Origin of the sequence: Pseudothauera rhizosphaerae (genome assembly GCF_004801305.1) — a bacterium.
Taxonomy (GTDB): Bacteria; Pseudomonadota; Gammaproteobacteria; order Burkholderiales; family Rhodocyclaceae; genus Pseudothauera; species Pseudothauera rhizosphaerae.
This window is the reverse complement of record NZ_SSOD01000002.1, coordinates 63,448-76,845: the sequence shown is the minus strand read 5'-3', so window position 1 is coordinate 76,845 and position 13,398 is coordinate 63,448. Positions and strand designations below refer to the sequence as shown.

Genomic DNA, 13,398 nt, shown 5'->3' with positions numbered 1-13,398 from the left:
CCGTTCCTAAAGCGCGAAGCTGCGCACCAGCGAGCCGACCAGCAGCGTCCAGCCGTCCACCAGCACGAACAGCATGATCTTGAACGGCAGCGAGACGATGACCGGGCTCATCATCATCATGCCCATGGACATCAGCACCGAGGCCACCACCATGTCGATGATGATGAAGGGGATGAAGATGATGAAGCCGATCTGGAACGCGGTCTTCAGCTCCGAGGTGACGAAAGCCGGCACCACCACGCGCATGGGCAGGTCCTCGGCCTTGTCCACCGGCGGCACCTTGGCCAGCTGGGCGAACAGCGACAGGTCCGGCTCCCGCACCTGGGCGAGCATGAAGGTCTTCATGGGCACGGCGGCGCGTTCCAGCGCCGTGTCGAAGCCGATCTGCCCTTCGGCCATGGGCTGGTAGGCCTCCACGTATACCTTCTCGGCCACCGGCGACATGATGAAGAAGCTCAGGAACAGGGCCAGGCCGAGCAGCACCTGGTTGGGTGGCGAGGTCTGCGTGCCCAGGGCCGTGCGCAGCAGCGAGAGCACGATGATGATGCGGGTGAAGCTCGTCATCATCAGCACGACGGCGGGAATGAAGGACAGGGAGGTGAGCAGCAGCAGCGTCTGCACGCTCAGGCTGTAGCTGGTGCCGCCGCCGGGGGCCGGTGCGGCGGTGATGGCCGGCATCGCCTGGGCGAGCGCGGCCAGGGGGCCGGCGGCCAGCAGCAGGCCGGCAAGCAGGTGGAGAGGACGCAAGGTGGTGCTCATGACCGGCGGCGTTCGACGGATTGCCTGAGCCAGGCGGAGAAGTCGGGGCGGCCTTCGGAAGCGGACGGTGCGGCGGGCAGTTCGTCGGCCTCCATGACGTGCAGCGTGCGCACGTTGCCCTGGCCCACGCCCAGCACCAGCACTTTCTTGCCCAGTTCCACCAGCACCACCCGCTCCCGCGGGCCGACCGACGTGGCGCCGAGCACCCGCAACTGGCCCACCGCGCCCCGCGGCCCGGACAGGCGCTTGAGGGCCCACAGGGTGGCGAGCAGGATGGCGATGACGACGACGAGCCCGAACAGCATCTGGACCAGGCTGGTGCCGGCATCCGGCACGGGGCTTTCGACCTGCGCCAGGACCGGCGCGGCGAGGGGGAACAGGAGGGCGGGGGCGAGGCGCATCGCACTGGGCTCGGCTTACGGACGATGGCCCAAGGATAAGCGCCGGCCGCGCATGCACGCGGCCGGAACAGGTGGGGAAAAGCGGGGTTATTCGGCCCTTTGTCGTAGGCCGGCGCTTCGCCGCAGCTTGCGTCTTGCGGCGCAAGCTGCGGAACCGGTCGTCTAGCTGCGGATCTTCCGCATGCGTTCCGCGGGGGTGATGATGTCCGTGAGGCGAATGCCGAACTTGTCGTTCACCACCACCACTTCGCCCTGGGCGATCAGCGTGCCGTTGACCAGCACGTCCATGGGTTCGCCGGCCAGTCCGTCGAGTTCCACCACCGAGCCGTGGGCGAGCTGCAGCAGGTTGCGGATGGACAGCTTGGTGCGGCCGAGTTCGACGGTGATCTGCACGGGAATGTCCAGGATCATGTCGAAATCGTTCATGGTCCCGCTGCGCGCGCCGGGGGTGCCGAAATCGGGGAACAAATGGCTCGCCGGCTTGGCCTGGTAGGGCGATTCGCCCTCGGCCGCGGCGGCGGCGAGGTCGGCCGCCACCTGGGCGGCTTCGGCGTCGGCGCTGCCGGATTCGGACGCGGCCTGCTCCATCATCGCGGCGGCCCAGTCGTCTTCGGTGATTTGGTCGTCTTCGGTTTGGTTCTCAGCCATTTTGGGCTCCCGGTATCGGCGTGGATTCGGCTTCGTCTGGGGCGAGGAAGCGTTCCACCTTGATCGCGTACTGGCCGTTCAACACGCCGTAGTGCCCTTCCAGCACCGGCACGCCGTCCGCCTCGATCTGCACCAGATCGGACACGTTGAGCGGGATCACGTCGCCCACGCGCATGTTCACGATGTCGCGCAGGGTTACGCGCGACTGGCCCAGGTTGCACACCAGTTCCACCTCTGCGGTCTGCAACTGGCGGGACAACAGGTTGATCCAGCGCTTGTCCTGGGTGAGATGATCGCTCTGCATGGTCGAGTAGAGCATCTCGCGGATCGGCTCGACCATGGAGTAGGGGAAGCAGATGTGCATCTCCGCCTGCGCGCCACTCATCTCCAGCGAGAAGCTGGTGGACACGACGATCTCCGACGGCGTGGCGATGTTGGCGAACTGGGAATTCATCTCCGAGCGCACGTATTCCATCTCGATGTGGAACACCGGCGCCCAGGCCTTGCCGTATTCGGCGAACACCACGTCGAGCATGCCCTGGATGATGCGCTGCTCGGTGGGGGTGAAGTCGCGCCCCTCGACCCGGGTGTGGAAGCGGCCGTCGCCGCCGAACATGTTGTCCACCACCAGGAACACCAGATTGGGGTCGAACACCACCAGGCCGGTGCCGCGCAGGGGCTTGGCGGTGATCAGGTTGAGGTTGGTGGGCACCACCAGGTTGCGCACGAATTCGCCGTACTTCTGCACCTTGATCGGCCCCACCGACACCTCGGTGTTGCGGTGCATGTAGTTGAACAGGCCGATGCGCAGATAGCGGGCGAAGCGCTCGTTGATGAGCTCCATGGTGGGCATGCGCCCACGCACGATGCGCTCCTGGGTAGCCAGGTTGTACGGCTTGACGCCGCCGGCGGCCTCGCTTTCGTCGGCCTCGGGTTCGTCGGACTCTCCGCTGACGCCCCGCAGCAGGGCGTCAACTTCATCCTGGGAGAGAAAGTCCGCGGACATGGTGGTCTGTCCCGTTACTGGATGATGAACGAGTTGAACAGCACGCCCTGCACCGGCGCGGCGGGCACCATGCCCGGCACCGCACCGGGCGGCGGGTTGAAGCCGAGCGCGCTGTTGACCTGGGCAAGGATTTCGCGCGCGAGTTGTTCGCGCCCCTCTATCGTAGCCACTTCGGACGGCGTCTTGCTGGACAGCAGCAGGTTGATGCGATGGCGGATCTCGGGCATGAAGCCGCTGACCTGGGAACCCACGGTGGCGTCCGCCACGCGCAGCACGATCACCGTCTGCAGGTAGTGGTCGCCCTCCTCGCGGGCGAGGTTGACGGTGAAGGTTTCGAGCTGCACGAACACCGGAGGCTTGGACAGGTCGATCTTGTGCACGGCGGGCGCCCCGCTTGCGGCGGCGGATTCGGCATTGCCGCCGCCCTTGCTCTTGGCGAGCAGCAGCACGCCGACCAATGCCGCCGCGGCCAGGAACAGCAGCACCACGATCAGCAGCACCACGATCAGCAGCTTGCTCTTCTTGGGTGGGGGGGCTTCAGTTGCCGCCACTTCCGGTTTCGCCGGCGCCTTGGCCATGCCATTCTCCTTTTTCCACGTTCCGATTATCGGTCAGGGGCGTCGACCGCGAAGCGTGGATAAGTGGGGCAGAGCAGCCCCAATTTCCGTGCTTCAGGCGAAGATGTCCACCAGTCCCTGGCCCTGCTTCGTCCATACACCACTGCTGCCGGCGGCCGTACCGCCCGCCCCGTCTAGCCCGCCGACGCCGCCGCGCCCGTGCCGGCCTCGGGTCGTGCCTTCATCCTGCTGCGCGCCCTGCTCGCCCGAGGTGCTGACGCTGGTCTGGCCCAGTTGCACGCCGGCCTGCTGCATCAGCTCGCGCAGCCGCGGCAGCGCCTGTTCCAGCGCCTCCCGGGCTTCCCGTGTGTGGGCGACGAAATGCGCGCTCGCCTGCTCGCCGTTCATGTTGATCGACACCTCCACCTTGCCCAGGTTGGGCGGCGTGATCACCAGTTCGGCCTTGGACTCGCCCCGGTTCGTCATCCACACCAGCTTCGAGCCCACGTCCTCGGTCCAGCCGTTCTGCCCCACCGGCGTCGCCACCTGGAGCTGCGGCCCGGGCTGCAGCGGATTGGCCCCACGCGGCGCGAACACGCTGTGCAGCGCCGTGGGCGGCTCGCCCTGCAGGGCCCGCATGGCCTTGGCCGGGCTCTCCGTGAATGCAGTAACGGCAGCACTGCCGCGGGACTGAAGCTCGGCGGTGAGGGAAGCGATCTTGGCCGGGCTCGCGTCCGCAGCCCGCTCGGCGGCGGCACCCTTGTCGGGGAGCGCATTCTGCAGCGCTTTGCCCTTGCTGTCATCCGCAGAGACGGGTGCGCGGCGGGCCTTGCCGCCGGACGGCAGGACGGGCGACGGCTCGGCCTTGGCGGTTTCGCCGGTCGCGGCCGTTTCGTCGGCAGCGCCCGGCAGCAGGGCGGCAAGGGCTGCCGGCAAGGCGGCAGCGGCGGTGGCGGACTCTGCCGCCTGTTCACCGCCGGCTGCCGACGTGGCGGTCTGGGCGGCGCTTGCCGCAGCATCCGCTTCCGCGGTGTCCGCGGCGGCCTGCTCGGAGGCTGCCTCGGCCGTGTCGTCGGTGGGTTCGCTGCGCGCGGAATCGTGCGCCTTGCCCCGTTCTGCCTGGCGATCGGCTTGGGGCGGGCGGTTCTGTTGAGTCCTGGCGGGTTCTCGCTGCGCGCCCGCTTCGGCGGGGCGTTCCGGCGCCCGTTCGGAGCTGCGCTCGCGCGGCGCATCGAGGCGGCCCTGCAGCGTGTGCGAAAAGTCGTCGCCCCTCTGGCCGTCGCGCGCCGTTTGCGCCATGAAGGGCGGCAACCCGGTCTGCGAACTGGCGTTGAGCTGGGATTGGGCGGAGATCAGTGACGACATGTTGGCTTACCTCTCTGGCTTGTGCGCCAGATCATCAGCAAGCGGCATGCCAGTCCCCGGCGGGTCCTATTCCTCGCGCGGGCCGTGGAAGCGGCGGGCGGCGTGCTCGTCGGTCAGGCGCTGCTCGCGGCGTGCTTCCTTGCGTTGCTCCGCGGCGTGCTGGCGCTGGGTGAGGGTGTCGATGGCCTTGGCCTTGTTGCGATGGCCGATCCATACCTGCTGGCCCTGCACGGTGCGCTGGCGCGACAGTTCCACCGCGCCGCGCTGCGCGGCGATGGCCTCGTCGATCTTGCCCAGGAAGGCGCTGTAGTTGCGCCAGGCGTCCGGACCGATGCCGTTGGCGGCCGCCTCGAGAAAGCGCTGGTGATATTCGGCGCGGTACTCCTGCAGCATCTCCAGCTTGCGCCGGCCCTCGGTCTCGGAGGCGATCAGCTCGCCCAGGCGTCGCGCCGCGTCGTCCATGCGCGTCTGCATCAGGTCGGCCAGCGGCTGCAGAGGCGAGGGCTTGCTCAATCAGGACTCCTTGGGACGGGGCGGCGGATCAGGCCGGCTGGGCGAACAACTGGTACAGCCGGGCGACCGCATCGTCGTAGTTTTCGCGTTCGTCGATGCGCTGCTGCAGAAATGCCTCAAGTTTAGGGTAAAGCGCGACCGCCGTGTCGAGCAGCGGGTCCGAGCCGGGCTGGTAGGCGCCCACCGCGATCAGGTCGCGGGAGCGCTGGTAGCGGGAGAAGAGCTGCTTGAAGCGGCGCACCAGATCGAAATGTTCGTCGCCCACCAGGGTGTGCATGGCGCGGGAGATGGACTGCTCGATGTCGATGGCGGGGTAGTGGCCTTGGTCCGCGAGCGCGCGGGAGAGCACGAAGTGGCCGTCGAGGATGGCACGCGCCGAGTCGGCGATGGGGTCCTGCTGGTCGTCGCCTTCGGCCAGCACGGTGTAGAAGGCAGTGATGGAGCCGCCGCCGTCCGGGCCGTTGCCGGCGCGCTCCACCAGTGCCGGCAGGCGCGCGAACACGCTGGGCGGGTAGCCGCGCGTGACCGGCGGCTCGCCGATGGCGAGCGCGATCTCGCGCTGGGCCATGGCGTAGCGGGTCAGGGAATCCATGATCAGCAGCACCTGCTTGCCCTGGTCGCGGAAGTGCTCGGCGATCGTCGTGGCGTAGGCCGCGCCCTGCAGGCGCATCAGCGGGCTGGTGTCGGCCGGCGCCGCCACCACCACGGAGCGGGCCAGGCCCTCCGGGCCCAGGCTGTGCTCGATGAATTCCTTGACCTCCCGGCCCCGTTCGCCGATCAGGCCGACGACGATGACGTCCGCCGAGGTGTAGCGCGCCATCATGCCGATCAGCACCGACTTGCCCACGCCCGAGCCGGCGAACAGGCCCAGGCGCTGGCCGCGGCCGACGGTGAGCAGGCTGTTGATGGCGCGGATGCCCACGTCCAGCGGCGCGGCGATGGGCGCGCGCGACAGGGGGTTGAAGGGGCGGCTCTGCAGGGAGCGGGTGAGGGCGGTGTGCAGCGGGCCGAGGCTGTCGAGGGGGCGGCCGGCGCCGTCCACGACGCGGCCGAGCAGTCCGTCGCCCACCGGCAGGTGCTTGGCGCGGTCCGCCGCGCGGCGGTTGTGGGGCGCATTCTGGCCGGGCTGGAGGCGGTTGGGCGGGTGTTCCAGCGGCAGCACCTGGGCGCCGGGGGCGAGCCCGAAGACGTCTTCGGTGGGCATCATGTAGAGCTTCTCGCCGTGGAAGCCGACCACCTCGGCTTCCACCGAGCCGCCGCCGGGCACCATGATGCGGCAGCCGGAACCGAGGGGCAGCTTGAGCCCCGCGGCTTCCATGACCAGCCCGTTGATGCGCGTGAGGCGGCCGGAGAGTTCGAAGGGGCGGGCGTCGTCGGCCATGGCGCGGTTGGCCGCGAGATAGGTCCGCCAGGTGTCGGCCAGCCGGACGCTCATGCCGGGTCTTCCCACCGGGTTTCGCTGCGCCCGAGGCTTTCGACGATGCGCCGCCAGCGCGTCTCGACGGTGGCGTCTATCTGCGTGCCGCCGGCTTCCACCAAGCAGCCGCCGCGCGTCACCGTGTCGTCCTCCAGCAGGCGGTGCCCGCCGTGGGCGAGTTGGTCGCCCAGGTAGTCGCGCACCAGGGCGGCATCGTCCGGGTGCAGGCGGATGCGGGTGTCGTTCTGCGGCAGTTCCTGCAGCGCCGCGCGCAGGGTGTCGATGACGGACTCCGGGCGGCTGGCGAAGGTTTCGCGCACCATCTTGCGGGTCAGCGCCAGGGCGAGGCCCATCAGTTCCTCGGCCACGCCCTGGTCCAGCGTGGCGAAGGCCGCATCCAGTTCGCCCACCAGGCCGGCGAAGCGTTCGGCCTCGGCCTGTGCCTGGGCGCGGCCTTCGTCGTAGCCGGCCTTGCGGCCTTCTTCCAGGCCGGCCGCATAGCCTTCGGTACGGCCTTCCGCATGGCCCGCAGCACGGCCTTCCGCATGGCCCTCGGCATGGGCTTCGGCACGCGCGGCCTCCTGCAGGCGCTCGATGTCCTCGGCGGTGGGCAGCTTGATGCCGGGCGGCAGCAGGCTTTCGGCTTCGGCGGGCGGGGTGTCCGGTTCGGGGTCGGCGGCCGGCGCTTCCACCGCCGGCGTCTCGGCCCGCTCGTCGAAGGAGGGCGGCTCCCAGCGCCGGTAGGCGCCCACCGCCTGGTGGCGCGAGATGCTCATCGCACGCTCCGTTCAGGCTCAGACGAAGGCATCTTCGCCTCCCTTGGCGCCGAGCATGATCTGGCCTTCCTCCGCCAGGCGGCGGACGATCTTGAGGATTTCCTTCTGTTCGGCCTCCACCTCGGACAGGCGCACCGGGCCCTTGGCCTCCAGATCCTCGCGCAGCATGTCGGCGGCGCGGCTGGACATGTTCTTGAAGATCTTCTCGCGCAGTTCGGGCGCGGCGCCCTTGAGGGCGACGATGAGGGAATCGGACTGCACCTCGCGCAGGATGGTCTGGATGCCGCGGTCGTCGATGTCCATCAGGTTCTCGAACACGAACATCTCGTCGAGGATCTTCTGCGCCAGGTCCGGATCGTATTCGCGCACGTTGTCGATGACCGCGGTCTCCGCGGCGGTGCCCACGTAGTTGAGGATCTCCGCCGCGTGGCGCACGCCGCCCATGGCGGCCTTCTTCACCGACGAGGCGCCCGACAGCATGCGCGTGAGGGCGTCGTTGAGTTCCTTGAGGGCCTGCGGCTGCACGCCGTCCAGCGTGGCGATGCGCAGCACCACGTCGTTGCGCAGGCGTTCCGGGAAATACTTGAGGATTTCGCCGGCCTGGTCGAACTCCAGGTGCACCAGGATGGTGGCGATGATCTGCGGGTGTTCGTTCTTGATCAGGTCGGCCGCGGTGGGTGCGTCCATCCACTTCAGGCTCTCGATGCCGGCGGTGTCCGAGCCGCTCAGCATGCGCGACAGCAGATGCGCCGCGCGCTCGTCGCCGAGGGCCTTGGTGAGCATCTCGCGGATCTGCTCCTCGTCGGCGTGGATGGCCGCGCCCTTGCGCGCGTGGTCTTCCAGTTCGTCCAGCAGTTCTTCCACGCGGCTGCGGGGCTGGGGCGGCAGGGTGGCCATCCTCATGCCGAGCTTCTGCACTTCCCGCGGGCCGATGTGCTTGAGCACCTCGGCCGCCTCGTCCGGACCCAGCGTCAGCAGCAGCAGGGCGGCCTTTTCCAGGCCTTGTTCGGGCGTCGTGTTCATTTGCGGCCCTCCTCGTTCACGCCCAGCCAGTGCTTGAGCAGATCGGCGACCAGCTTCGGTTCGTCGCGCGCCAGTTCGCGCGCCCGTTCGAGGCGCTGTTCGTAGGTTTCACCGGCCAGCGCCGCGGCGGACAGGCTCACCTCGGCGTCTTCCTCTTCGCCTTCCTCTTCGTCCTCGGCTTCCGGCTTGGGCGGCATCACCACGCGCAGCAGCGGGCGGACGATGGCGAAGTAGGCGATCAGCACCGCCAGCAGGATGAAGAGATAACGCAGGCCTTCCTTGCCCATCTCGACCACTTCCGGTTCCTTCCACGGCGGCACCGGGGCCGCTTCGGGCGTGACGAAGGAACTGGCGGCCACGTTCAGGCTGTCGCCGCGGGCGGCATTGAAGCCCATCGCTTCCCGTACCAGGCGGGTGATCTGCGCCACCTCCTGCTCGGTGAGCGGCACGTTCACACGCTTGCCGTCGGCGTCGGTCTCGCTGCGGTGGTTGACCACCACCGCCACGGACAGGCGCTTGACCTGGCCGAGGGACTGGCGCACGTGCTGGATGGTGCGGTCCACCTCGTAGTTGATGACGGCGGAACGGGTCTTCTGCGTCACCCCGTTGTCGCCGGTGCCGCCGTCGACCGGCGGTGCGGTGATGGGTGCGGTCGCCGGCACCGGCGGCTGGTTGGTGAGGGCGCCGGGCACGCCCTGGGGGCCGCCTTCGCGCTCCTGGGATTCGTTGATCTGCTGGCTGCGGATGGCCTGTTCGGGCGCCGGGTTGGGCTTGTAGGTTTCCGCGGTCTGCTCGACTTCGTTGAAGTCGATGTCGGCGGTGGCCTGTACGCTGAAGTTGGCGGAGCCCAGCATGGGCGTCAGGATGTTCTCGATGCGGCGGATGTAGCCCGCCTCCACTTCCTCGATGTAGCGCAGTTGCTTGGGGTCCAGCCCGCGCCGGCCGTCGTCGTCGGGCCGGCGGGTGAGCAGGGTGCCGTTCTGGTCCACGATGCTCACGCCGGATTCGACCATGCGTGGCACGCTGGACGACACCAGGTGCACGATGCCGGCGATCTGCGCGCTGTCCAGCACCCGGCCGGGGCGCATGTTGACCATGACCGAGGCGGTCGGCTTCTGGTCGTCGCGCAGGAAGGCGGTCTGCTTGGGCATGGCCAGATGCACGCGCGCACTGGCCACCGAGGCGACGGACTGGATGGTGCGCGACAACTCGCCTTCGAGGGCGCGCTGGTAATTGACCTGTTCGTGGAACTGGGAAACGCCCAGCTTCTGCGTTTCCATGATCTCGAAGCCGACCTGCCCGCCCTTGGGCAGCCCGGCGGCGGCCAGGCGCAGGCGTACCTCGTGGACCTGGGCGGTAGGCACCAGGATCGCGTTGCCGGTGGGCGAGAGGCGGTAGGGCACGTTCTGCTGCTGCAGCGCGGCCACGATGTCGCCGCCGTCGCGCTCGTCGAAATTGGCGAACAGCGTGGAATAGGCCGGCTCCCGGTTCCACAGCAGCGCCCCGATCACCAGCGCCACGAGCAGGGCGAGGAGCGCCCCCGCGGCCAGCTTCTGGCGCTGGTCGAGGGCCTTGATGTTCTGGATGACCTGCTGAAGCGGCGAGCCCGGTGCCTGCGAGGCGCCCGCGGCGGCATCGGCGGTGGTGTCTGCAGTGGCCATGCTGGATTCCTGTTGCGGTCCCTTTGACGGATGGCGGCATTGTCTGCCCGCACGCGCAAATCCGATGCCGGGAAAAGCGGCATTTTTTGCCGCCTGTTTGCCGGTTACCATACACCCCGCGGCGGCTAGACTGCCAGCCGTGGAAAACTGTCCGGGAGCCCCGTCGATGCCCACCCAGCCGCACTCCGCAGCCGATCCCGCGCCGTCCCCGGCGAGTGCGGGCGCCGCGCCGCGGCTGGATGCCGCGCAACTGGCCGAAGCCTTCCAACTGTTCAGCCGCGCCTCGGAAGAGCTCTCCCAAGCCTACAACGGGCTGCAGGGGCGGGTCGAGCAACTCACCGAACGCCTGACCGTGCTCATGGGCGCTCTGCCGGCGGGCGTGGTGGTGCTGGACCGGGCCGGCACGCTGGTGCAGGTCAACCGCGCCGCAGAGATCCTGTTCGGCACCGGCATCACCGGGCGCAGGTGGGTGGAGGTGGCCGCCGCGCTGCAGGCCACCGAGACGCCCGGCGAACTGAACATCGAACTGGCCGACGGCCCGCGCCGCCTGTCGGTGTCGGAAACCGCGCTGGAGTCCGGTGAGGAGCGCATCCTGCTGCTGCACGACATCACCGAGACCCACCGCATGCGCCTCACCGCGGAGCGCAACGAGCGCCTCGCGGCCATGGGCGAGATGGTGGCCGGCCTCGCCCACCAGTTGCGCACGCCGCTGGCCGCGGCGCTCCTGTATACCGGCAACCTGCGCCAGCCCGAACTGGGCCCCGCCGAGCGCACCAGGGTGGCCGACCGGGCCATCGAGCGCCTGCGCTACCTGGAACGCCTGATCCGCGACATGCTGCTGTTCGCCCGCGGCGACAGCCTGGGGCGGCAGTATTTCGGCGTGTGCGAACTGGCCGCCGAACTCGCCCACACCCTGGAACCGGTGGCGCGCGCACGCCAGGTCGAATTCACCAGCCAGTGCGACTGCGGCGAACTGCAGCTTTACGGCGACCGCAAGGCGCTGGCCGGCGCGCTCACCAACCTGCTGGAAAACGCCATCCAGCACACCGAAGCCGGCGGGCGGGTCGAATGCCACGTGCGCCAGGCGGGTGACGAGGTGGCGTTCGCCGTGCGCGACACCGGCCGCGGCATAGAGCCGGCGGTGCAGGAGCGCCTGTTCGACCCCTTCTTTACCACCCGCGCCGAAGGCACGGGCCTCGGGCTCGCCATCGCCCGCGGCGTGGCCCGTGCCCACGGCGGCGAGATCGCGCTGGAATCCGCGCCCGGCAAGGGCTCCACCTTCACGCTCAGCGTCCCGCTGCCCGCCGGTGACGCAGGCAACGACACCGACGGCAAGGCCGAATCATGATCGAACAACTCAACATCCTGGTCGTCGAGGACGACGAAGCCCTGCGCGACGCGGTCTGCCTCACGCTGGAGATGGCCGGCCACGGCGTCACCGGCGTGGATGGCGGCCCGGCGGCGCTGGCCGAGCTGGAGCGGCAAAGCTTCAATCTGGTGGTCACCGACCTGCGCATGCAGCCCATGGACGGCCTGCAGGTGCTGGGTGAGGTGCGCAGCCGCCAGCCGCAGTTGCCGGTGCTGCTGATGACCGCCTACGGCGACGTGGACAAGGCGGTGGCGGCCATGCGCGGCGGCGCCTGCGACTTCCTGATGAAGCCCTTCGAGCCCGACGTGCTGCTCGAACACGTGCGCCGCTACGCCGCGGTGCCGCCCTCGGCCGACGACACCGTGGCCGAGGACCCCCACACCCGCAACCTGCTCGCGCTCGCCGCGCGGGTCGCGGAAACCGACGCCACCGTGCTGCTCACCGGTGAATCCGGCACCGGCAAGGAAGTGTTCGCGCGCTACATCCACCACCATTCGGAGCGCGCGCGCGGGCCCTTCGTCGCCATCAACTGTGCGGCCATTCCCGAGAACCTGCTGGAAGCCACCCTGTTCGGCTACGAAAAGGGCGCCTTCACCGGCGCCCAGAGCGCCCAGCCGGGCAAGTTCGAGCAGGCCCAGGACGGCACCATCCTGCTCGACGAAATCTCCGAGATGCCCCTGGGCCTGCAGGCCAAGCTGCTGCGCGTGCTGCAGGAGCGGGAAGTGGAGCGGGTGGGCGGCAAGAAACCGGTGGAACTCGACATCCGCGTGCTCGCCACCAGCAACCGGGACATGCTGCGCGAGATCGCCGCCGGGCGCTTCCGCGAGGACCTGTACTACCGTCTCAACGTCTTCCCGCTCGCCATTCCCGCCCTGCGCGAGCGCCCCGGCGACGTGCTGCCGCTCGCCCGCCACTTCCTCGCCCGCCACGGGGAACGCCTCAAGCGCCAGGCCCACATCTCGCCCGCGGCCGAAGCGTTGCTGCAGGCCTACCACTGGCCGGGCAACGTGCGCGAACTGGAAAACACCATGCACCGCGTGCTGATCCTGACCACCGGCGACAGCGTGCTGCCCGAGACCGTGCGCCTGTGCCTGCCCCACTGGAGCGGGGAGGCGGCAGTGTCGATGCCGGCGCCGGCGCAGCCCGCATCGGCCGCGCCGGCCTGGCAAGCGCCCCCCGCCGTCCAGTGGGCGAGTGCCGCAGCGGCAAATATTGCCGCTCCCTTGCCGCCCGTCGCCGCCGCGCCGTCCGCGCGGCCAGCCAACATGAAGGACCTGGAGCGGGAGCACATCCTCTCAACGTTGCGCGAGTTCGGCGGCTCGCGCAAGAAAACCGTTGAAAAGCTTGGGATTTCCGAACGTACCCTGCGCTACAAGCTGCAGCAGTACCGGGACGAAGGCTACGAGGTCTGAGTCGGCCCGGTGGATCGGCCCGTATCTTGCTACTTATCCGGTGAGTGCGCCGGCGCTGCATCGTCGGCGGCAGGGCTGTCCGCGTGCCATCCGTGGTGGTGGCATGGCGGTTGCTCTGCTAGACTGAGGACCAAGCAAACCCGCGAGCCGGGGGAAGATGATGGATAGCCGCGGAATCGACCAAGTACTGAACGAACTGCGCTCGGTGTCGCAAACCGCCGCCGGAAAGCCGGCCGCGGGCGGCGCAGCGCAGGGTGCGGAGGGCGTGGACTTCGCCCAGGTGCTGCAGAACGCCCTGGTGGACGTGAGCAGTGCGCAGAAGGAAGCGCGCGCCATGGCGGAGAACTTCTCGGCCGGCGATCCCAACGTGAACCTGCAGGAAGTGATGGTGGACCTGCAGAAGGCCAGCCTGTCCTTCCAGCAGATGGTCCAGGTGCGCAACCGGCTGGTCACCGCGTATCAGGACATCATGAACATGCCGGTCTGATGCG

At 69.0% G+C, this 13,398-nt stretch carries 14 protein-coding genes; 3 read left to right on the top strand and 11 right to left on the bottom strand.

Annotation, left to right across the window (positions count from 1 at the left end; genetic code table 11):
• Positions 1-6: 6 nt before the first annotated feature.
• From fliP to fliF, 11 genes are all read right to left on the bottom strand, one after another.
• Positions 7-759 carry a flagellar type III secretion system pore protein FliP gene (gene fliP / locus E6O51_RS02265; RefSeq protein WP_136383361.1) on the bottom strand — a complete coding sequence of 251 codons (753 nt, stop codon included), beginning with the start codon at positions 757-759 and terminating at the stop codon, positions 7-9.
• Positions 756-1,160 (bottom strand): flagellar biosynthetic protein FliO, encoded by a 405-nt coding sequence (gene fliO, locus E6O51_RS02260; RefSeq protein WP_230976673.1) that lies wholly within the window; start codon positions 1,158-1,160, stop codon positions 756-758. Before fliO ends, fliP begins: the two co-directional genes overlap by 4 nt.
• Positions 1,161-1,322: 162 nt before the next feature.
• Entirely contained in the window at positions 1,323-1,808 is a 486-nt protein-coding gene (gene fliN, locus E6O51_RS02255; protein WP_136383360.1) for a flagellar motor switch protein FliN, read from the bottom strand.
• Complete coding sequence (gene fliM, locus E6O51_RS02250; RefSeq protein ID WP_136383359.1) at positions 1,801-2,814, bottom strand: flagellar motor switch protein FliM; 1,014 nt, start codon at positions 2,812-2,814, stop codon at positions 1,801-1,803. The genes fliN and fliM overlap by 8 nt, the downstream gene beginning before the upstream one ends.
• Before the next feature lie 14 nt (positions 2,815-2,828).
• Positions 2,829-3,392 carry a flagellar basal body-associated FliL family protein gene (locus tag E6O51_RS02245; protein ID WP_136383358.1) on the bottom strand — a complete coding sequence of 188 codons (564 nt, stop codon included), beginning with the start codon at positions 3,390-3,392 and terminating at the stop codon, positions 2,829-2,831.
• Positions 3,393-3,485: 93 nt separating this feature from the next.
• Positions 3,486-4,736, bottom strand: coding sequence for a flagellar hook-length control protein FliK (locus E6O51_RS02240; RefSeq protein ID WP_136383357.1), 1,251 nt, complete (start codon positions 4,734-4,736; stop codon positions 3,486-3,488).
• 66 nt (positions 4,737-4,802) lie between these two features.
• Positions 4,803-5,249: a flagellar export protein FliJ gene (gene fliJ / locus E6O51_RS02235; protein ID WP_136383356.1), complete on the bottom strand. Its 447-nt coding sequence runs from the start codon at positions 5,247-5,249 to the stop codon at positions 4,803-4,805.
• 28 nt (positions 5,250-5,277) lie between these two features.
• Positions 5,278-6,684, bottom strand: a complete 1,407-nt coding sequence (fliI, locus tag E6O51_RS02230; RefSeq protein WP_136383355.1) for a flagellar protein export ATPase FliI — start codon at positions 6,682-6,684, stop codon at positions 5,278-5,280.
• The gene (locus E6O51_RS02225) at positions 6,681-7,442 is read right to left on the bottom strand and encodes a flagellar assembly protein FliH (protein ID WP_136383354.1); all 762 of its coding nucleotides are present in this window, start codon (positions 7,440-7,442) and stop codon (positions 6,681-6,683) included. The genes fliI and E6O51_RS02225 overlap by 4 nt, the downstream gene beginning before the upstream one ends.
• 18 nt (positions 7,443-7,460) lie before the next feature.
• Positions 7,461-8,465, bottom strand: a complete 1,005-nt coding sequence (fliG, locus tag E6O51_RS02220) for a flagellar motor switch protein FliG (RefSeq protein WP_136383353.1) — start codon at positions 8,463-8,465, stop codon at positions 7,461-7,463.
• A complete protein-coding gene (gene fliF, locus E6O51_RS02215; protein ID WP_136383352.1) occupies positions 8,462-10,126 on the bottom strand; it encodes a flagellar basal-body MS-ring/collar protein FliF in 1,665 nt (554 codons plus the stop codon). Before fliF ends, fliG begins: the two co-directional genes overlap by 4 nt.
• A gap of 166 nt (positions 10,127-10,292) precedes the next feature.
• On the opposite strand from fliF, the gene E6O51_RS02210 reads away from it, so the two are divergent.
• The 3 genes from E6O51_RS02210 (at position 10,293) to fliE (ending at position 13,394) form a co-directional block, all read left to right on the top strand.
• The gene (locus E6O51_RS02210) at positions 10,293-11,474 is read left to right on the top strand and encodes a sensor histidine kinase (RefSeq protein ID WP_136383351.1); all 1,182 of its coding nucleotides are present in this window, start codon (positions 10,293-10,295) and stop codon (positions 11,472-11,474) included.
• Positions 11,471-12,907 carry a sigma-54-dependent transcriptional regulator gene (locus tag E6O51_RS02205; RefSeq protein WP_136383350.1) on the top strand — a complete coding sequence of 479 codons (1,437 nt, stop codon included), beginning with the start codon at positions 11,471-11,473 and terminating at the stop codon, positions 12,905-12,907. Before E6O51_RS02210 ends, E6O51_RS02205 begins: the two co-directional genes overlap by 4 nt.
• 160 nt (positions 12,908-13,067) lie before the next feature.
• Positions 13,068-13,394, top strand: coding sequence for a flagellar hook-basal body complex protein FliE (gene fliE / locus E6O51_RS02200; RefSeq protein WP_136383636.1), 327 nt, complete (start codon positions 13,068-13,070; stop codon positions 13,392-13,394).
• Positions 13,395-13,398: the final 4 nt, after the last annotated feature.